Here is a 20,561-nt window from a genome sequence, read left to right as displayed (position 1 = left end):
CCTCTGTCCACTGAGCAAAACGAGCAGAAGCCCGCCTTACGCAACTATCGCGAGATAGCTCGGAAACAGCGACGTAATGCGCGGCTGCCTCTAGCGTCTGCCTTCCTCGACCTGAGAGGAACCCCCGAGGAATTCCACGAGGCAATCCCCGAGGAATTCCCGAGGGACTCCGAAAGAAGGAAGGAAGCGGCCCCACATGGCTTCGCGAAACGATGTCGCGACGAGCCTGGGCGCCGGTGCGGCGGACCTTGCGGACGCGCGCATCGAGATCTCCGGGCTCACCAAGCGATTCCTGACCCCTGCCGGTGAGGTGTTCACGGCGCTGCAAGGCGTCTCGTTCACCGTGGAGCCGGGCCAGTTCTGCGCCGTGGTAGGTCCCACCGGATGCGGCAAGTCGACGACCCTGAGCATGGTGTCCGGGCTCGACCGACCCAGCGAGGGCTCGGTCAAGGTCGGCGGCCGTGAGGTGAACGGCATCACCGACGGCGTCAGCTTCATGTTCCAGACCGACGCCCTGCTGCCCTGGAAGACCGTCCTGGGCAACGTGCTGATGGGCCCCGTCTTCCGTGGGGTGCCCAAGCAGCAGGCCCAGGCTTCTGCACGCGACTGGCTGCGCCGGGTAGGCCTCGCCGGATTCGAGGACCGCTATCCCCACCAGCTGTCCGGGGGTATGCGCAAGCGCGTGGCGATGGCCGCGGCCCTGATCAACGAGCCCCAGATCCTGATCATGGACGAGCCGTTCGGCGCCCTGGACGTGCAGACCAAGGCGATCATGTCGACCGAGTTGCTGACCCTGTGGGAGCAGATCCGCCCCTCCGTCATCTTCATCACCCACGACCTGGACGAAGCGGTGGCGCTCGCCGACCGGGTGGTCGTGATGACGTCCAGCCCCGGATCGGTCAAGGCGGTCTTCGATATCGACCTGCCCCGCCCCCGCGGCCCGGTCCAGGAGATCCGCTTCCAGCCTCGCTTCATCGAACTCCAGCACCAGATCTGGGACACGCTGCGCGAAGAGGTGGAGCGCGCCTACGCACTCACCGCAGGAGGCAAGGAATGAGTACGACGTCCACCGTTTCCGCGCTCCCCGTCGCCGACGGCGGCAAGGGCCCCGCCGCGAGCGCCGCGCAGCGTGCCGCCCGGCGCCGTGTCGCCCGGGTGTGGGCCGGTCGTGTCGGCCTCGCGGTCTTCGTGATCGGCGGCTGGCAGGCGTTCACCACCTGGGGCATCGTCGACCCGTTCTTCTTCGGGCAGCCCTCGGGCATCTGGCAGCGGCTGATCGACCTCTTCCAGCACGGCACGCAGTTCGGCTCCTTCTACTCCAACATCTGGACAACCATCCAGGAGGCGCTCGTCGGCTTCGCTGTGGGCTCGCTCACCGGGATCGTCTTCGGCGTCGCGCTCGGGCAGAGCCGCTATCTGTCCGACGTGCTCGGTCCCTACATCAAGATGGTCAACGCGATCCCGCGCATCGTCCTCGGCTCGATCTTCATCGTCGCCTTCGGTATCGGTGTGACCCCAAAGATCCTGCTGGCCGCGGTGCTGGTGTTCTTCATCGTCTTCTTCAACGCCTTCCAGGGCGTGCGCGAGGTCGACCGCAATGTCCTCGCCAACGTCCGGGTGCTCGGCGCCTCCCGGATGCAGATCACCCGGCATGTCATCGTGCCCTCCGCGCTGACCTGGATCATCGCCAGCCTGCACAGTGCCTTTGGCTTCGCCATCGTCGGCGCGCTCGTCGGCGAGGTGCTCGGCGCGCAGAGCGGACTGGGCCTGGTCATCAAGACCGCGCAGAACAACTTCGACCCCAACGGCGTGTTCGCCACGATGCTCGTCATCGCGGTGATCGTCCTCGGCGCGGAGTGGCTGATCGGCAAGCTCGAACACCGGCTGCTCGCCTGGCGCCCGCCGGCTCCCTCCGAGGCGAACGCTCTCTGACTCCCGCTTTCCCCCTGTTCGTAGCCCTTCCCGGGCCCCCGCATCCCCGAAAGCACTCACTCCCCGCATTTCCGAAAGGTGCAGGTCCCGCCATGCTCAAGAGAACCCTCACCGCATCGATCATCACCGTCCTCGCCCTCGGCGCCGCCACCGCGTGTTCCAGCAGCTCCGCGTCGTCCGGCTCCGGAGGTACCCCGACCGTCAGGCTCATGGCCGGCGGCCTCGACAAGCAGATCTACCTGCCCTACCAGCTCGCCGAGAACCTCGGCTTCTACAAGAAGTACGGCGTCAAGGTCGAGCTGAGCACCGAGCAGAACGGCGGCGTCGGAGCCGAGGAAGCCATGGCCTCCGGCCAGGTGGACATGGCCGGCGCCTGGTACAACCACACGATCGAGTTCCAGGCGAAGGGGAAGGCGGTCGAGGACGTCGTCCAGTTGTCCGGCGCGCCCGGCGAGCGGGAGATGTGCACCAAGAAGAGCGGCGTGACATCGGCCGCCGACTTCAAGGGCAAAACACTCGGCGTCACCGACTTGGGCTCGGGCACCGACACCCTCACCCAGTTCATGGCGGCGAAGAAGGGCGTCAAGACCGGCCAGTTCCACCGGCTCGCGGTCGGCGCGGGCTCCACGGCCGTCGCCGCGCTGCAGAACGGCAAGGCCGACTGCGTCATGACCACGCAGCCGACGGTCGCCGCGGTCGAGAAGAAGGGCGTCGGCGCCTCCGCGATCGACTTGGCCACCACCGACGGCGCCAAGGCGGCGCTGGGCGGCGCGTTCCCGGGCGCGAGCGTCCTCGCCCGCACCGACTGGGTGAACTCGCACAAGGACGCGGTGCAGAAGGTCGTCGACGCGCTCGTGGCCACGATGCACTGGATCAACACGCACAGCGCGGCCGACATAGCGAACAAGCTGCCGGCGTCATACGTGCAGAACCAGCTGGTCACCAAGACCGACTACATCAAGGCGCTGACCGAGGACAAGGGCCAGTTTCTGCCGGACGGAATCATGCCGGCCGGCGGCCCGAAGACCGCACTGGCCACCGAGCAGTTGGTCGGCAGCGTGACCTCGTCGGTCGACCTCGGCAAGACGTTCACCAACGAGTTCGCCCTCAGCGCCAACAAGAAGGAAGGCTTCACCACCACCACGACACCGGCCGGTGCCAACGGCTGAGTCCCCTGCGCTCACGGGGCCGCCCGGGCGACCGCCGCCCGGGCGGCCCCGTGAGCTGTGGACACTCCGGACCACCCGGCTTCCTCGCCACGACCGCCGGAACCACCAGGGTCTCCCGGGCCGCGTACGCCGCCTACGCCCTGCCCATGCCTGCCGCCTGCGGCTCAGCGGACGGGCATGACAAAAGAGCAGCTCAGCGTCCCTGCGAGCCATCCGGGCGCGGCCCGAAGGGCCCTTGGCGTTCCCCTCTGTCGTTTCGGGGGCCGGTTCCCCCACCGTTTCCGTGTTGGGGCAGGAACGGTGTGGGGCCGGTCCCGGAGGCCATCGGTGGCGGGCCGGCCCGGCTGCTGGAGAAGCACCTGCACCCCGGCCAGTGGGCAGGCCATTATGGCCCGGCGCGCAGCGCGCGGTACGGACTTCCTTGGACCGCCGGGCCGGACTCACTGTCACTCATATGCTGGCGGCCGTAACGGACAGAACCAGGGGCAGGGTGGCAGCGACGATGCACGGCCTCACCGAGGCGAACCTCAAGATGTCGGCCGGTGCCCGTTCCTTCGAGCGCGGGCGCGGGTACCTGGATGCGGTGTCCGGGGTCGAGGTCGGTGACGGATGGGTCACCGCGAGCGTCCACGGTACGGAACGGTACGAGGTGGAGCTGTCCCTGGACGGGCCCGGCGGGCTGTCCGGCGAGTGCGACTGCCCGTACGGCCTTGAGGGCAACTTCTGCAAGCACCTGGTCGCCCTCGGCCTGACGGTGCTCGCCCGGCCGGAGAGCCCGCCACAGCAGCGGAAGGCGGCGCGGGACCGGGCACAGGACCTCGACGGATGGTTGTCCGCCCTGTCCAAGGGCGAGTTGCTTGCTCTGGTGCGGGAACTGGTCGGCGAGGACCGGCAGTTGCGGCGCCGTCTGGAGCTGCGGGCCGCGAGCGCCCGCGGGGATCTCGCCGCGGTCCGGGCCCGTATCCGTGAACTGCTCGACATCGGCCCGTTCGCACACTACGGGTACGTCGAGTACGCCGATGCCCGCGCCTACGCGGACCAGGCCGGGCACGCGGTGTCGGCGATCTCCGCGCTCACCGGCTCCGGACGGGCAGCCGACGCGATCATCCTGGTGCGGGAGGCGATGAAGCTGCTGGCCCAGGCGGTGGAGAGCGTCGACGACTCCGACGGATGGCTCGGCCAGGTGGGCGCCGGCCTCGCCGACGTCCATCTCGACGCGTGCCGTGCGGCGCGCCCCGACCCGGGGGAGCTCGCGCGCTGGCTGGTCGGCCATGCGCTCGGCGAGTTGGACGACGGAATCACCGATATCGATCCGCTCGACTACGAGGATGTTCTCGGCGAAGCGGGGACGGCCGTCCTGCGGAAGCTGGCGGTCGAGGCGTGGCAGGGCAACCGCCGCGGCTGGGCGGAGAAGGACCTGATGGAGCGGCTGGCCAAGGCGGGAGGCGACATCGACGCGGTGATCGCCGTGCATGCGGCCGACCTCGCACCGAACGGCCACACGCACCTGGTCATCGCTCGCGAGCTGGACATCGCCCGGCGCCCCGGCGAGGCCCTGCGCTGGGCGGAACGCGGCATCTGGGAGGCCCAGGCCCTCGCTGCCGTCGACACCGCCCTCGTCGACTACCTCTGCGACCGCTACGCGCAGGCGGATCGGCTTGCCGACACTGTCGCTCTGCGCCGCGACCACTTCGGCGCCCGCCGCACCCTGCTCACGTACCAGCAGCTGCGTGCCGCTGCCCGGGCCGCGGACTGCTGGCCGGCCGAGCGCGAGGGAGCGTTGGCCCTGCTGCGAGCCGACGCGGAGCAGCGTCAACAGGGCTGGTACGGCGGTCCCGTCCTGGTCGACGCCCTGCTCGACGACGAGGACGTCGACGCCGCCTGGCGGGCCGCCACCGAGACCGGCGCCCATGACGGGCAGTGGCTCACCCTCGCCGACCAGGCCCGTGCCACCCGCCCCGCCGACGCGCTCGGCGTCTACCTGCGCCTGGCGGAGCCGCTGACCAAGCAGACCGGCAACGCGGTCTACGAGCAGCTCGTCAGCCTGCTGCTGAGCATCCGGGACTGCCACCGCCGCCTGGGGTCGTCGGGGGAGTTTCCCGAGTACGTCACCGCCCTGCGCACCGCCCAAAAACGCAAGCGGAACCTGATGCGCTTGATGGACGAGCATCATCTGTGAGCCAGATGATGCCTCGGAGGTCCCCTGGCACCGCACGCCTCTGCCGACGGATGGCACTCCGTGAGCGGCGCGACGGAGGCGATCGCCGACTGCTGGATACGTGCTGGATCGGACGCTATGACGGGACGTTCCCGCAGGTCATAGCGGTGCCGCCGACATTCCGGTTCAACGTGTGAGGTTTTCGAACGGGAGCCCTTCGGTCTGTGTTCGCGCAGCTCGGAGGGCTTCTTCTGTTCGGAGGTGGTGGAGTTTCAACGGAACGTTGTGTGGGGGCGTCCGGGAGTGTGCTGGTGCCGTTTGTGCAGGTCGGCGGCGTAGCCGACGGTAGTTGAATCTGGGCGGGGTTTTCCGGTGCTGGATCAGTGCTGGATGATCTGACGCTTCGCCGGGTCTTGTGCTGGTGATGAAAGGTAGGTTCTGTGTCCCGCCGGGCTTTCGTCACCGCAGGGTGCGCGGTGCTGTGGCTCGCCTTCGCTCCGACCCTCGGCCCCCGCCCGGCGCGACCCTCCTGGAACTGACCAACCCGGCCCAGGCCGCCGCCGCGATCGGTCAGGCCGCCGCCCGCGCCCTGGACACCACTGACCACACACGGCCGCCCCGACGCCCCCAGAGTGACGAAGCAACGGTTTCTCGCCAATCCACACCAACCGACACACTGATGACCCTGCCTCGAATATTTCTTTGCCCGTCCCTTGCTCCCCCTTGAACACTGTCTGCTGAGCTGCTGTGGGCTTTCAACAAGGGGGAAAAGTATGGCGATCGAGCTGCCTGGTCAGGTGGTGTCGTTCCTTCAGTTCATTGGGGTGAACTGGCCGGACATCAATGAGGACAAGGTCCGCGAGTTCGGTTCCCATGTGCGGGATTTCGCGCAGAAGGTGGATGACACCCACAAGGATTCCACTGCCACGGTCAAGCAGCTGAGGGACGTCTACCAGGGCGCGTCGTACGAGGCGCTGCTGGCCAAGTGGGGGCAGATGTCCGACAGCCACATGACGGAGCTGGTCAACGCCTGTCATGCGGTGGCCGACGCGCTGGACATCGCCGCCGACACGATCGTGGCGATGAAGCTGGAAGCCATCGCCGAACTCACCGTGCTGGCCATCACGTTCATCGCCGACCAAGCCGCGGCGGTCGCCACCCTCGGCGTCGCGGAGGCGGCCGAGGCGTTGGTCATCGAGGCCGCGGAGAAGCTGATGGACTACCTGGTCCAACAGTTGGAGCAGTACATCATCGGCCAGGTCATCGAGGCGGCCATCGATCCCCTGGTGGAGACGGTCGGCAAAGCGGTGGGCGGCCTGGTCTTCCAGGCCGCCGGGTCCGCCCTCGGCGTCTCCGCCGGCGGCGGAGGAGGGCGTGCGGGGGAGAGCTTCTCCATCCACCCGGAGGCCCTCCACGCGCGCGCGGAAAAGCTGCACGCACATGCACGGACGGTGGCCGGGCACGCCGCCGAATTCGAAACGAAGGCTGCGGGGGCGAGCTTCGTATGAGCAATCCGATCGTCAAGGCGCTGGAGCACGGTGCGGCGAAGCTGGGGAAGACCCTCGGCAAGGACGCCGGCAAGGCCGTCGAGGACCTGTACCACGGGGCGGGCCACCGGCTGAAGAAGGTCGCCACCAACCACGCCGAGAACGACGCCAAGCACGCCGCGGAACTCGACAAGCTCCTCAAGGGCGGCAAGGAGGACATGCCGCACGCGACCCACGCGACGGGCGGCGTCCGCCCCGGCAGCGACAAGCCGTCTCACGTGCGGCCGGACTCGATGAACGGCTCCACCAGCGACCCGCACCTCACCGGACGCCCCACGGGCGACCGGCCCTGTGAGAACGACCCGGTCGATGTCGCCAGCGGCGAGCTGCTACAGACGGAGACTGATCTCGACCTGCCCGGTGTTCTGCCGCTGCGGATCTCCCGTACGCACCTGTCCTCGTACCGGTATGGGCAGTTCTTCGGCCCGTCATGGGCCTCTGCGCTGGACGAACGTCTGGAGGTGGCGGAGGACGGGGTCGTCTGGGCCCGTGAGGACGGTTCCTTGCTGCGGTATGAGTCCCTGCCACCAGCGGGCAGTGACGAGCCCGTCTACCCCGTCACCGGGGCACGGCTGCCGCTCGTCCATGCCGGCACCGGGGCGCTCGGCGAGACCACGTACGAGATCACCGACCTGCGCACCGGCATCGTCCGCGTCTTCGCCGACTCCCCCGCCCGGTCGGGCTGGTTCTGGCTGCGGCACATCATCGACCGTAGCAACAACGAGATCACCCTGTCCCGCCTGGAGGACGGCAGCCCCACGACGGTTCGCCACAGCGGCGGCTACGTCGTGCGTGTCCACACCGAGGCCGGCCGTGTCTCCTGCCTCGCCCTGGACACCTCCGAGGGACCGGCCGAGATCAAGTCCTACCGCTACGACGACGGCGGCGGCAACGTCACCCACGTGGTCAACTCCTCAGGAAAGGCTCTGGAGTTCGGATACGACGACTCCGGTCGGATGACCTCGTGGAAGGACCGGAACGGCTCGACGTTCCGGTACGAGTACGACCAGTGGCACCGTGTCGTGCGTACGATCGGTCCGGACGGTGCCCTCTCCAGCCGCTTCGCCTACGACCGTGTCCAGCGCACCACCCGGTACACCAACTCCCAGGGTGCCCTCACCGTCTACCAGTTCAACGCCAGGTATCAGGTGATCGCCGAGACCGATCCGCTCGGGAACACGGTCAGGCGTGAGTGGGACGAGCACGGCAACCTCCTCGCCGAGACGGACCCGCTGGGCCACACCACTCATTACGCGTACGACGACGCCCAGAACCTCACCGCAGTTCACCGGCCTGACGGCACCACGGTCCGCGCCGTGTACAACGGCCTGAAACTGCCGGTGGAGATCACGACGCCGGACGGCTCGGTCTGGCGGCAGGCCTTCGACACGTGTGGCAACCTCACCGAGCACACCGCGCCGGACGGCACCGTCACACGGTACGGGTACGACCTCACTGGCGCGGTCGCCGAGATCACCGCCCCGGACGGCTCCAGGTCGAGCTACGCGAACAACGGGGCCGGCCTGCCGACCTCGTACACCGACCCTCTCGGTCACACCGCGCACGTTGAGCGCGACGCCTTTGGCCGCCCCGTCGCACTGACCGACCCACTCGGAGCGCTGACGCACCTGGAGTGGACCCGCGAAGGCAAGATCGCCACCCGCACCGGCCCGGACGGCGCCCGGGAGACCTGGGAGTGGGACGGGGAAGGCAACCTCCGCCGGCACACAGATCAGGTGGGTGGCGTCTCGGCGTACGCGTACACGCACTTCGACAAACTCGTCTCCCGCACCACTCCCGACGGCGCCACCTACCGCGTCACCTACGACACCGAACTGCGCCTCACCAAGGTCACCGACCCCGCCGGCCTGACCTGGGACTACACCTTCGATGAAGCGGGCCGCCGCACCGCCGAATCCGACTTCGACAACCGGACCTCCACCTACTGTCACGACGCCGCGGGGCACCTCGCCACCCGTACCACCCCCACCGGCGACAGCATCACCTACGAGCGCGACGCCCTGGGCCGTGTCACAGCCAAGGACGCTGCCGGACACATCACCCGCTACCGGCACGACGCCCAGGGCCGCCTCCTGGAAGCCGTCACCGCCACGTCCCGCGTCGCCTACGAACGCGACGTACGGGGCCGGGTGCTGGCGGAGACGGTCGACGGCCGCACCGTCCGCTACACGTACGACGCGCTGGGCCGCCGCACTTCCCGCACCACGCCGACGGGTGCCGTCACCCACTACGCATACGACGCCGCAGGCCGCACCACCGGCGTCGACATCGACAGCCACGCCCTCGCCTTCGCCCACGACGCCGCAGGCCGCGAGACCACCCGCACCTTCGGCACCCCCGACGCTCCGGTTGCGGTGACCTCGGTGTGGGACATGTCCGGCCGCCTCGTCGCCCGCGTCGCGGCTGCCCCCGGCCGCACCCTGACCTCCCGCACCTACCGCTACCGGCCGGACGGCCACCTCACCGCCATCACCGACGAATGCCTCGGCACCGGCCGCGAGTTCACCCTCGACCCGGTCGGCCGCCCCCTCGGCGTCAGCGCCGAGAACTGGATCGAACGGTACAGTTACGATCTCGCGGGAAACCAGACCGAGGCCGGTTGGCCCGAGCAGGCCGGCCACGACGAGGCCCGCGGCCCCCGTACCTACGCCGGCACCCGCTTGGAGTTTGCGGGCCGCGTCCGCTATGAGTACGACGCCGCTGGCCGCATCACCCTCCGCCAGAAGAAGCGCCTGTCGGCCAAGCCGAACACGTGGCGCTATGAATGGGACGCCGAAGACCGCCTTACGGCCTGCACCACCCCCGACGGCACCCGCTGGACGTACACCTACGACGCTCTCGGGCGCCGTGCCTCCAAGACCCGCCTCGCCACCGACGGGCAATCACCGGCCGAGACCGTGTGGTTCGCCTGGGACGGCACCCGCCTCGCCGAGGAGCATTCCAGCACCACCGGCGTCACCACCACCTGGGACCATAAGGGACACACCCCTCTCGTCCAGTACGAACGCAAGCACCTCTCCCAGGACGAAGTCGACGCCCGCTTCTTCGCCATCGCCACCGACCTCACCGGTATGCCGACGGAGCTCATCAGCGAGGACGGCGACCTCGCGTGGCAAGCCCGCACCACCACCTGGGGCTCCACCGCCTGGAACCGCAACGCCACCGCGTACACGCCCCTGCGCTATCCCGGGCAGTACGCCGACCGCGAGACGGAGCTGCACTACAACTTCTTCCGGCACTACGACCCGGACACCGGGCGGTACGCCAGCCCGGACCCGCTCGGGCTCGGACCGGCTGCCAATCCGATCAGCTATGTGCTGAACCCCGCACGCTGGCGGGATCCCCTTGGTTTGTTCGGCTGCGAAGACGATGACGAATTCTCAAGCCACCACGAACCAGCCCGTGATCTTGCCCGCTACACTGAAGGGCAGAGTACTCGCGATCCGAGTTCGCAGCGGTACCACGAATACCTGAGTAATGATGAGCTTGTGGCGTCATTCAACAATGCTGGACCAGGGGATGGATTCCTTGTTTCGCCCGGAGGGCAAGTACTCGGTGGGCACCACAGATGGGATGAGCTCATGACCAGGGTGGGCGATGGCCGTATCGACCCCGAAACTCCCATCCGTGTCGATGTTCTTGGCGGGGAGTAGCGCCTATGTCACTCGTCCGGTCTTCAGATCCTGACTTTCGCGTGTGCCAGGTCCGCTTCGCAGATCTGCTCGAACTGCAGTCGCGGGCAGAGAGGGAAGGGTGGGCAACACGGTGGTCCTCTGAGGAGTCCCTCCGTGGGCAGGTGAAGGAGGCTGCCGTATTTCTCTGCCCCATCTTGCGGGAGGAGCGAAATGGTGAAGTTCGCTCCTATCGCTGCCTCATGCTTTTCCCGGCGGCAAAGGGGGACGCCGCAGGAGGCGTGACAACGATCGACATCGCCCCAGAGGTGCTCGCGTCAATGGAAAGGTTTGATCAAGATCCGCAGGCGCGAAAGGCGCTTGCGCGAATTTTCTCCATCGCCTCGGGCGGCATCTCCATGATCTCGAAAGACTGATTTCATCCGGTCGCGACCGAATCAAGGGGATGCGCGGATGCGAGCTCGCGAACCCTTCACGGAGGACCGCTCCGCCCGCGGGTGCTCCTGGATGACGCTCCGTTAGCGCGTCGGCGGTCGCCGACTGCTGGATACGTGCTGGATCGGACGCTACGACGGGACGTTCCTGCAGGTCGCTGCGGTGTCGTCGACGTTCCGGTTCAACGTCTGACCGAGCTCCCGAAGTTGCCTGTCAGGGTAAGCGCACAGCAAAAGGGCCGGGCTCCCTTGAGCCCGGCCCCTTGCGTGCGCCCGTGCGGGCCGTGCGCCGCCGCAGGTATGCGTCCGAGTGGCCGTCAGGAAGGCGCCCCCGCCAGGACTCCCACTTTGCCGGTGTCGAGGGAGTAGTAGGCGCCGACCACGGCGAGGGTGCCCTTTTTGACGAGGGGGGCCAGGTCCTGGTTGGAGCGCAGGGCGGCGGCGGTCAGGGTGACCTGGTTGCGGGCCATGGTGTCGACGGGGTCGGAGCCACCGCCCCGGCGGACCGTTTCCTCGTACGCCGGACGCAGGGCCCTGGCGATCGCCTCCAGGTTGCCGGGCAGCGGCTTGCCGTCGCGCAGCGAGTTGTACGAGGCCTCGACCGCGCCGCACCGCTGATGGCCGAGGACCACGATGAGCGGCGTGCCGCTGGTCATGGGGCCGTACTCGACGGAACCCGTGACCACCGGGCCGACCGCCTCGCCGCCCGTGCGCATCACGTAGAGGTCGCCCAGCCCGGTGTCGAAGAGGAGTTCCGGCGGCACCCGGGAGTCGATGCACGAGAGAATCGAGCCGTACGGCTTCTGCTTCTCGGCGACGAACTGGCGGCGGTTCGGGTCCCGGTCGGGGTGCTTGAGGTTTCCGCTCACCCAGCGCTGGTTGCCGGCCATCAGCCGTGCGAAGGCCGCGGCGGGCGTGGTCGGCCGCGCTTGTGGCGAAGCCGCCCGCCCTTGTGGCGAAGCGCCGGCCGGCAACGGGGCGGCGCGCTTCGACGAGCAGCCCGTGAGTGCGGCCGTGGCGACGAAAAGGCCGCCGGCGAGCATGGCCCTGCGATCCGGGTGTTTCGCTCCGTCCATCGGTCGTTCCCCTCGGTCAGCTGAGACGCGTGCGTAGGTCCTGGCCAGGGCGATTGTTCAGCGTGGCGGGGGAAGTCGGCGGGAGGCGCAAGCGGACGCGGCCCGCTGTGCCACCGACGGCCCACAGAACCCGCCCGGTCGGCGGCACCGTCGAGTGCTCGCCCGAGGGCGGCGGCTGCCGGCGCCTGCCCGGGTACGCGGCCGCGCCGGCCGGTCGTCAGGCCCAGGCCCGGCAACACGTCAGCCACCATGCGGGACTTGGCGATGACGAGTGGTGTCGAGGACGGCGCACCTCAGCGGGGAAAGACCTGGAAGAGCGTGGCAGGGTGGCCCCGGTAGCGTTCGCCGCCGTTGCGCAGCATCTGCTCGATGAAGGTGCGGGCGTAGGTGTGCGGGTCCTGGTCGGCGCCGCGCAGGCCCTTGATGTAGGTGGCGTGGGCCGCCAGTGAGGCGACCGCACGGTCGATGCCGGGGCCCACCTCGGCGGCGTGGGTGGGGTGCGGGGAGCCCGCCACGGCCACCCAGCGGACGCCGTTCCAGGGCGCCAGGCCCTTCGCGGCGGTGAGGTCGCGGAAGATCCAGCGGTTGCCGGCGTCGCCCGCCGCATCGAGGACCGCGCGGCCGACCACCCGGTGGTCGGGGGTGTTCCAGCGGCCGCCGCCCCAGGTGTCGTGGTGGTTGAGGGTCATCAGGAGTTCGGGGCGGTGGCGGCGGATGGCCGCGGACAGATCGCGGCGCAGCGTCCGGCCGGGTTCGATGACGCCGTCGTGGTGGTGGTCGAGGAACTCGACGGTGTGGACGCCGACGAGCGCGGCGCCGGCCCGCTGCTCCCGCTCGCGGACCGTGGCGCACTCGGCCGGCGCGAGCCCGTCGATACCGGCCTCACCGCGAGTGACCAGGAGGTAGCTGACCTCGCGCCCCGCGGCGGTCCATTCGGCGATGGCGGCACCGGCGCCGAATTCGAGGTCGTCGGGGTGGGCGACGACGGCGAGTGCGCGCTGCCAGTCCTTGGGCATGGGGGAGAGGTGTTCGGCGGGCATGGGGTCCCTTCCTTCCCGTCCTGGTGGCACCGCCCGCGTGGTGTGCGCCGGTCTTTCCGTGCGCCGTTGTCGCCGGCGGTCTCCGGTCACGGTCCGGGCGCGCGGGTGGCCCCGCTTCGATCGTGACACGCCTGGGAGGCGGCTACCGGGTGGGTGGGGAGAAGGGGAGGGGTGGCGCGGGGTGGGGAGGGCGGGGGCGCTGGCCCCCGATCCCGCGTTTTACACGGGCTGAGCTGGGATTCATCACATCAGGCGAATATCTGGCCCAAGCTTGCGGTCGGCGACAGGCGGTTGCCACGCTGTTGCTGACTGTCAAGCTGTTGGGAGGGGCATGTGCCTTTCGGTGAGCAGCCCGCGTACCTCCGCGTCGCCGGCGACCTGCGCCAGAAAATCGTCGACGGCTTACTGCCGCCGCACACCCGTCTCCCTTCTCAGGCGCGCATCCGCGAGGAGTACGGCGTCTCGGACACCGTCGCGCTGGAGGCGCGGAAGGTCCTGATGGCCGAGGGGCTGGTCGAGGGCCGCTCGGGGTCGGGCACCTATGTGCGCGAGCAGCCCGTTCCGCGCCGTATCGCCCGCGTCGGCTTCCACTCGTCGGGCGGCTGTACGCCGTTCCGGCAGGAGCAGACGGACGAACGGGTGCGGGGCACCTGGGAGTCCAGCAGCGAGCAGGAGGCGGCCGGTCCGGCGGTCGCCGCCCGGCTGCGGATCGCGCAGGGGTCCAAGGTGATGCGGACGCGCTATGTCTTCCGGGCCGAGGGGGAGCCGGCGATGCTCTCGACCTCCTGGGAGCCCTTGGAGGTGACCGGGCGGACGCCGGTGATGCTGCCGGAGGAGGGGCCCCTGGCGGGGCGGGGGGTGGTCGAGCGGATGGCGGCCATCGACGTCGTGGTGGACAACGTCGTCGAGGAGGTCGGGGCCCGGCCGGCGCTGGCGGAGGAGGCGATGACGCTGGGCGGGGTGCCGGGGCATGCGGTGCTGGTCGTGTCGCGGACGTACTTCGCGGGCGGCCGGCCGGTCGAAACGGCCGATGTCGTCACCCTCGCCGACCGGCACCGGGTCACCTATCACCTGCCGGTGAAGTAGCCGCGGCACGCTCCTGTCCGCCCTGTGCGCGTGCGCGAGACGCCCTGTGTCCGCCTACGGTTCTCGGCCAGGAGCCCGGTTTGGGCTGGTTTGTGCGCAAAATTTGGCCGAAACCTTGTGTTGGATAACTCACAGACCCTCAACTGGGCGGCTTTTTTTGGCAGCTGTGGGAAGTCGACGACTCGATTCGCTCTTACGATGGCGAAGTTTGTGCACGGCACGGGGGAAGACCAGGAGACCAAGCACGTGAGCACGACGAAAAACCCGAGCGCGGAGCAGGGCTCGCACTCGAATTACCGTCGGTCCCTCGGGACCATCGCCCTGACCGCCACTGGTCTCGGGTCCATCATCGGCTCCGGCTGGCTCTTCGGAGCCGAACGGGCCGCCGCCATCGCCGGCCCGGCCGCGATCCTCGCCTGGGTCATCGGTGCGCTCGTCGCACTCACCATCGCCCTCACGTACAGCGAGCTGGGCGCGATGTTCCCGAAGGCCGGCGGCATGGTCCGCTACGGCCAGTATTCCCACGGCTCGCTCGCCGGCTACCTCGCGGCCTGGGCGAACTGGATCGCGATCGTCTCGGTCATCCCGGGTGAGGCCACCGCCTCCGTCCAGTACATGAGCTCCTGGGACTACGGCTGGACGCACGCGCTCTACGACGGCAAGGAGCTGACCGGCACCGGCGTCGGGCTGGCCAGCATCCTGCTGATCTTCTACTTCTTCCTCAACTGGTTCGCGATCTCGCTGTTCGCGAAGACCAACACCGCGATCACGGTCTTCAAGGTCGTCGTCCCGGCGCTGACCGCGACCGCGCTGATGATGGCGCACTTCGACACCGGCAACATCGTTCACCACGGCGGCTTCACGCCCAACGGCTGGAGCTCGGTCTTCACCGCCGTCGCCGTCTCGGGCATCGTCTGGGCCTACAACGGCTTCCAGTCCCCGCTGAACCTCGCCGGTGAGGCCCGCAACCCCGGCAAGTCGCTGCCGAAGGCCGTCGTCTGGTCGATCCTGATCGCCCTGGTCATCTATGTGGCGCTGCAGGTCGCGTTCCTGATGGCGGTGCCCGGTGACAAGCTCACCGCCGGCGGCGGCTGGGCCTCCCTCGGCTTCAACTCGCCGCTCGCCGACCTCGCCGTGGCCTGGGGCCTGAACTGGCTGGCGCTGCTGCTGTACGCGGACGCCTTCGTCTCGCCGTCCGGTACCGGCATGATCTACGCGGCCACCACCTCGCGCATGATCCACGGTGTGCAGGAGAACGGCCATCTGCCCGGCATCTTCGGCAAGGTGGACAAGAAGACCGGTGTGCCGCGCCCGGCGCTGGTGCTCAACCTCGTGATCGCCTTCCTCTTCCTCGCGGTCTTCCGCGGCTGGGGCTCGCTGGCCGAGATCGTCTCGGTGGCCACGGTCATCTCGTACATCACCGGGCCGGTCGCGGTGATGTCGCTGCGCCGTATCTCGCCGAACCTCAATCGCCCGGTCAAGCTGCGCGCGATGCCGATCGTCGCGCCGATCGCCATGATCTTCGGTTCGCTGGTGCTGTACTGGGGCCGCTGGCCGCTGACCGGCAAGGTCATCCTGATCATGGCCGTCGGACTGCCGGTCTGGGCCTGGTACGAGATCGGCAAGCCGCTGACCCAGGGCCGCAAGCCGTGGGCCGAGCTGCGCCCGCACCTCAAGGCCGGTGCCTGGATGGTGGCGTACCTGCTGGTCATGGCCGCGGTGTCGTACCTGGGCGGCAAGGACTTCGGCGGCAAGGGCTATCTGCCGGAGGGCTGGGACATCGTCCTGGTCGCCGCGATCGGCCTCGCCTTCTACTTCTGGGGTGTGCGCAGCTCCTGGCGCAACCCCTCGCTGCTCACGGTCGAGGCCGAGCTCCGTGCCGAGGAGGAGGCCGCGGCGAAGGAGGCCGCCGAGACCGACGGCGCCAAGGCGTCCGTCGGGGCCTGAGCCCGCCCGCGCCGTCCGCGCGGCAGCTGTTCGCCCGCCCGAGCATATTGGGCCACCAGCCGGCCACTCGCAGGCCGTCTCCGGTATACCGGAGGCCCGCGGGTGGCCGGTTCGGTATCTCTTTGTGTCATTCCATATCCGCTGAGTGAAGGTCGGGCGTAGGCTCGGGCATATGCGGATTGCGATTTCGGCATCAGCGGACCAGGGGCGCGCAAGGGAGTGCCACGCGGCGGACGGAGGGGCGCAATGACCGAGGGCGCAGCGGTGCTCCCCTGGCTCGTCATCCGCCAGGACGAAGGCGGCAACCGCTATCGCGTGGGCCGCTATGCCACCCGAGCGGAGGCGGAGCGGGTGGCCGACCGGCTTGGCACACGCGGCCACCAGCAGCTTTACGTGGTCGAGAAGGCCGATCGGGCAGCGACCTGAGAGGTCGCGAGCGGGAAGCGGGACGAGGGCGGGGGACGTAGGCTGCCGCGCATGACGACCGTGCGCGTAGTGGTGGGCGGAGCGGTGTGCGAGCGCGGGCGGCTGCTGGCCGCCCGGCGCAGCGCACCGCCCGCGCTGGCCGGCCGCTGGGAGCTGCCCGGCGGCAAGGTGGAGGACGACGAGACCCCCGAGCGGGCGCTGGAGCGCGAGCTGCGCGAGGAGCTGGGGGTCGAGGCGGCGGCCCTGGACCGGATTCCGGGCGAGTGGGTGCTACGGCCGGGCTATGTCCTGCAGGTGTGGACTGCCCGGCTGGTGTCCGGGGTGCCACAGCCCCTGGAGGACCACGACGAGCTGCGCTGGCTGCGGCCCGGCGAGGAGAGTCAGGTCGACTGGCTGGACCAGGACCGCCCGGCGGTCGCCGAGGTGATGCGCAGGCTGGCGGCGAAGAACGGGGTGCCGCCCGCCGCCGGCGCCTCCCCGGTACGGCCGTAGCGCCCCGTTGGCGGCCCGCGACCGCCCCGGCACCGCCCTTTGGGCCCGCCGCGCGCACCCGCGCGCCCCGGGCCGCTCCCGTGCCCGTGACCGCCCGTCTCGGCGCTCCGGTCCACCGCGCCGATATGTTTCATTTGTGCCACAGTGCACCGCCGCATGCGGTACTTCGCGCGGGATATCGGGTATGTCCTGAATGACCCCTTCCATACGTGGAATGTGACGGGGGAGTCATCGGGCTGGGATGTGATCGGCGTGAGCGACAGCGCAGCGGCAGAGGTCCCGGAGCCGGTCTCCGGCAATGCCCGCAGGCGCGGCAAGGCCACCGGTTCCCCCACCGCCGAATGGAGCTTTCCCGCCGACCCCGGCGCCGTGCGCACCGCCCGCACCGTGGTCCGCCGGGTGCTGGCCGACTGGGGATTGAACGGCGCCGCCGACATGGCCGTACTACTCGTGAGCGAGCTCGTCACCAACTCCCTGCGCCACGCGAGCGGGCCGATCGGGGTCCGCATGGTGCTGCTGAGTACCGGCGGGCTGCTCGTCGAGGTCTCCGATCCGCTGCCCGACCCGCCGCAGGAGCGTGACGCCGCGCCCGACGACGAGGGGGGCCGTGGATTGCAGCTGGTCGCGTGCAGTTCGCGGCGCTGGGGGACCCGGCGTGGAAAGAGTGGCAAGACTGTGTGGTTCGAGCTGTCGGTGGCTGGTTAGGAGACAGATGAAGTCCTGATCGTTGCCATTTCATCGACATTCTGTCGATGGCCTGCGATCGAGACTGTGCTGTGATCGTGAAGACCGTGTTCCGGATTGCCGAGGTGCTGGATACTCAGGCTGGTCCGGTCCGGGCACGATGAGCTGGAGGGGACGGGGCTCGTGAGCGAGATGTCATCTGGCGGGGCAGAACCCGCACAGGGCGAGGATCAGGGTGGTGTGGACTGCCCGGGCGACCCAGGTGGCCGCCCGCGCGCGGGCGAGCCGGCGGGCGCGCCCGTGTGGCAGAGCAGCCGGCCCGGATCGATCTATGACTACATCCGCGTGGCCTCCTTCTCGCTCGGCCCCGACGGCCGGATCGACCAGTGGAGCGAGCGGGCCGCGCAGATGCTCGGCATTCCCGCCCGCTACGCCCTCGGCAAGGACCCCGTAGAGGCCTTCGTGCCCAGCGAGTTGCGCGACACCGGCCACCGCAAGGTGTCCGAGATACTCGACGGCCGGGAGTGGACCGGCCTGGTGCCCTACCGCAGGGAAGCGGACGGCGTGACCGACGGGCTCGCCGAGATCTATGTGATGCCCTCGCGCAACGAGGACGGTGAGCGCGCCGCGGTCTGTCTCGTCGTCGACGTCCGGGCGCTGCGCGGCATCGAAACCGATCTCGCCGCTTCGCAGGCCGTTTTCGGTCAATCTCCCATCGGATTCACCCTGTTCGGCACGGACCTGAAGCTGCTGCGGGTCAACGAACGGTTCGCCACCGTCTTCGGCGGCCCGGCGAGCAAGTACCGCGGCTGCGGCCCGCACGACTTCCTGCCGCGCAGCGAGGCCGAGCGGATGACCGCCGCCCTGCGCCGCGTCCTGGACACCGGCGAGCCGGTCGCCGAGATGCAACTGGTCGGCCTGGCCGGCGGCGAGGGCGACCGGCGCCGCTGGTCGGTCTCGCTCTACCGGCTGCACGGCGCCAGCGGCCGGCCGATCGGCGTCGCGGCGCTCGCCGCCGATGTGACCGGCCGGCGCCGGGCCGAGCGCGAGGCCGCCAACGCCCGCCGCAACCTCGCGCTGCTCAACGAGGCCGGTGCCCGGATAGGCAACTCCCTCGATCTGGAGACCACCGCCCGCACCCTCCTGGACGTCGCCGTCCCGCAGTTCTGCGACCTGGCCTCGGTGGACCTCTACCAGGGGCTGCTCGCCGGCGACGAGGCCCCGCCCGGCATGAGCGACGGCAGCGCGGAGCTGCGCCGGGTCGCCTTCGCCAGCGCCGTCTCGGACGCCCCGCTCGCCACCTCCCCCGCCGTCCCCGGCGGCACACCGGACCCGGTCGCGGTCGGCGCCGTCCACCGCTACCCCTTCAACTCCCCCTGCGCGGGCGCCCTGCGGACCGGCCATGCGCAGATCATCCCGGGCCGGGAGAGCGACGACGGGGGGCCGGAGTTCGGCGCGGTGGTGCAGTCCACCCTCGCCGTCCCGATGGTCGCCAGGGACACCGTCGTCGGGCTGGTGCAGTTCTCCCGTACCAAGGGCAGCGAGCCGTTCGGCGAGCGGGACACCGCGCTCGCCGTGGAGCTGGCCGCGCGCGCCGCGGTCTGCATCGACAACGCCCGCCTCTACCGCCGTGAGCACGAGCGCGCGCTGATATTGCAGCGCAGCCTGCTGCCGCCCGGCGACCCCGAGGCGGCCGGCCTGGACATCGCCTGCCGCTATCTGCCCGGCACCACCGCGACCGAGGTCGGCGGCGACTGGTTCGACGTCATCGAACTCCCCGGCCACCGCACCGCGTTGGTGGTCGGCGACGTGATGGGGCGCGGACTGCGCGCCGCGGTCGCCATGGGGGAGCTGCGCACCGCCGTACGGACCCTGGCGCTGCTGGACCTGGAGCCCGCCGAGGTGCTCTCGGCGCTGGACGAGATCGCCCGCGGGCTCGGCGGCGACGGCGAGGGCCGGTCCACCGCCCGCAGCGCCCGCGGCCGGTCCGGGGCCCCGGAGGGCGCCGAGCCCAGGCGCTCGGCGCGTACCGCCGATCTCTCCGAGGTCTACCTCGCCACCTGCGTCTACGCCGTCTACGACCCGATCAGCCGGCGCTGTACGTTCGCCAACGCCGGGCATCTGCCGCCGGTGCTGGTCGAGGACGGCGAGGACGCGCTGCTGCTCGACGTGCCCCCGGGGATGCCGCTCGGCGTCGGCGGCGAGCCGTTCGAGGAGATCGAGGTCGAGCTGCCGGACGGTGCGCTGCTGGCGCTCTACACCGACGGCCTGGTGGAGTCCCGCGACCATCCGCTGGACGAGGGGCTGCAGGCCTTCCGCAGGGCCCTGTCGGGCGCCGACCGCCCGCTGGAGGACTTGGAGGACGCCTGCGACCACGTGCTGAGCGCGATGGACACCTCGCACGGCGAGGACGACATCGCGCTGCTGATGGCGCGGGTGCAGGGGCTGCCCAAGGACGCGGTGGGCGACTGGAATCTGGCGCCGGAGGCCCGTTCGGTGGCCCGCGCCCGGGAGCTGGCCCGCGACCAGCTCACCGACTGGGGCCTGCAGGGCCTGGTCGACACCACCGAGCTGCTGGTCAGCGAGCTGGTGACCAATGCGCTGCGGCACGGCCACGGCGAGATCCGGCTGCGGCTGCTGCTGGACCGCACCCTGGTCTGCGAGGTCTGGGACGCCGATCTCGCCCAGCCGCGCCGGCGCCGGGCCCGGGACACCGACGAGGGCGGCCGCGGGCTGCAGCTGGTCGGTCTGCTCAGCGAGGGCTGGGGCAGCCGGCGTACCCCGCGCGGCAAGACCGTGTGGTTCGAACTCGCCCTGCCCGACGGGGAGTCGCCCGCGGTGGACCCGGCGGAAGCGCTGCTGAGCCTGTTCTGAGGAGCCGGGGCGGGACCGGGACGGCGCCCGGGGGCCCGCCCCG

General features: G+C 70.0%; 15 protein-coding genes. 13 read left to right on the top strand and 2 right to left on the bottom strand.

The window, feature by feature from the left end; all coding sequences use genetic code 11:
* Positions 1 to 196: 196 nt before the first annotated feature.
* The 7 genes from OIU81_RS12485 (at position 197) to OIU81_RS12455 (ending at position 10,875) form a co-directional block, all read left to right on the top strand.
* Positions 197 to 1,057, top strand: a complete 861-nt coding sequence (locus tag OIU81_RS12485) for an ABC transporter ATP-binding protein (RefSeq protein ID WP_329146832.1) — start codon at positions 197 to 199, stop codon at positions 1,055 to 1,057.
* On the top strand, positions 1,054 to 1,932 hold the full coding sequence (locus tag OIU81_RS12480) for an ABC transporter permease (protein ID WP_329146830.1): 879 nt from the start codon (positions 1,054 to 1,056) through the stop codon (positions 1,930 to 1,932). The genes OIU81_RS12485 and OIU81_RS12480 overlap by 4 nt, the downstream gene beginning before the upstream one ends.
* Positions 1,933 to 2,024: 92 nt before the next feature.
* On the top strand, positions 2,025 to 3,101 hold the full coding sequence (locus tag OIU81_RS12475; protein WP_329146828.1) for an ABC transporter substrate-binding protein: 1,077 nt from the start codon (positions 2,025 to 2,027) through the stop codon (positions 3,099 to 3,101).
* 502 nt (positions 3,102 to 3,603) lie between these two features.
* The gene (locus tag OIU81_RS12470) at positions 3,604 to 5,280 is read left to right on the top strand and encodes an SWIM zinc finger family protein (RefSeq protein WP_329155081.1); all 1,677 of its coding nucleotides are present in this window, start codon (positions 3,604 to 3,606) and stop codon (positions 5,278 to 5,280) included.
* Positions 5,281 to 6,032: 752 nt separating this feature from the next.
* Positions 6,033 to 6,767: a WXG100-like domain-containing protein gene (locus OIU81_RS12465; RefSeq protein ID WP_329146827.1), complete on the top strand. Its 735-nt coding sequence runs from the start codon at positions 6,033 to 6,035 to the stop codon at positions 6,765 to 6,767.
* Positions 6,764 to 10,480 (top strand): DUF6531 domain-containing protein, encoded by a 3,717-nt coding sequence (locus tag OIU81_RS12460; RefSeq protein ID WP_329146824.1) that lies wholly within the window; start codon positions 6,764 to 6,766, stop codon positions 10,478 to 10,480. Before OIU81_RS12465 ends, OIU81_RS12460 begins: the two co-directional genes overlap by 4 nt.
* 260 nt (positions 10,481 to 10,740) lie before the next feature.
* The gene (locus OIU81_RS12455; RefSeq protein ID WP_329146822.1) at positions 10,741 to 10,875 is read left to right on the top strand and encodes a hypothetical protein; all 135 of its coding nucleotides are present in this window, start codon (positions 10,741 to 10,743) and stop codon (positions 10,873 to 10,875) included.
* Between the two features lie 335 nt (positions 10,876 to 11,210).
* Here the strand turns inward: OIU81_RS12455 and OIU81_RS12450 are convergent, their stop codons facing one another.
* Together OIU81_RS12450 and OIU81_RS12445 are read right to left on the bottom strand one after the other, a co-directional pair.
* Positions 11,211 to 11,969 (bottom strand): carbonic anhydrase, encoded by a 759-nt coding sequence (locus tag OIU81_RS12450; RefSeq protein ID WP_329146820.1) that lies wholly within the window; start codon positions 11,967 to 11,969, stop codon positions 11,211 to 11,213.
* A gap of 293 nt (positions 11,970 to 12,262) precedes the next feature.
* The gene (locus OIU81_RS12445) at positions 12,263 to 13,009 is read right to left on the bottom strand and encodes a PIG-L deacetylase family protein (RefSeq protein WP_329146818.1); all 747 of its coding nucleotides are present in this window, start codon (positions 13,007 to 13,009) and stop codon (positions 12,263 to 12,265) included.
* 333 nt (positions 13,010 to 13,342) lie between these two features.
* Here OIU81_RS12445 and OIU81_RS12440 point away from each other — a divergent pair, with 333 nt between their 5' ends.
* From OIU81_RS12440 to OIU81_RS12415, 6 genes are all read left to right on the top strand, one after another.
* A complete protein-coding gene (locus tag OIU81_RS12440; RefSeq protein WP_329146816.1) occupies positions 13,343 to 14,095 on the top strand; it encodes a GntR family transcriptional regulator in 753 nt (250 codons plus the stop codon).
* A gap of 246 nt (positions 14,096 to 14,341) precedes the next feature.
* Positions 14,342 to 16,042 carry an APC family permease gene (locus OIU81_RS12435; RefSeq protein WP_329331122.1) on the top strand — a complete coding sequence of 567 codons (1,701 nt, stop codon included), beginning with the start codon at positions 14,342 to 14,344 and terminating at the stop codon, positions 16,040 to 16,042.
* A 246-nt stretch (positions 16,043 to 16,288) separates the two neighbouring features.
* Complete coding sequence (locus tag OIU81_RS12430; protein WP_329146810.1) at positions 16,289 to 16,468, top strand: SPOR domain-containing protein; 180 nt, start codon at positions 16,289 to 16,291, stop codon at positions 16,466 to 16,468.
* Between the two features lie 51 nt (positions 16,469 to 16,519).
* Positions 16,520 to 16,960, top strand: coding sequence for a (deoxy)nucleoside triphosphate pyrophosphohydrolase (locus OIU81_RS12425; protein ID WP_063827986.1), 441 nt, complete (start codon positions 16,520 to 16,522; stop codon positions 16,958 to 16,960).
* Between the two features lie 243 nt (positions 16,961 to 17,203).
* On the top strand, positions 17,204 to 17,665 hold the full coding sequence (locus OIU81_RS12420; protein ID WP_329155079.1) for an ATP-binding protein: 462 nt from the start codon (positions 17,204 to 17,206) through the stop codon (positions 17,663 to 17,665).
* Positions 17,666 to 17,836: 171 nt separating this feature from the next.
* Positions 17,837 to 20,518 (top strand): SpoIIE family protein phosphatase, encoded by a 2,682-nt coding sequence (locus OIU81_RS12415; protein ID WP_443074134.1) that lies wholly within the window; start codon positions 17,837 to 17,839, stop codon positions 20,516 to 20,518.
* Positions 20,519 to 20,561 lie beyond the last annotated feature (43 nt).

It is taken from the genome of Streptomyces sp. NBC_01454 (assembly GCF_036227565.1).
GTDB lineage: Bacteria > Actinomycetota > Actinomycetes > Streptomycetales > Streptomycetaceae > Streptomyces.
The sequence above is the reverse complement of the archived record's forward strand: the minus strand, read 5'-3'. Positions and strand labels throughout refer to the sequence as shown.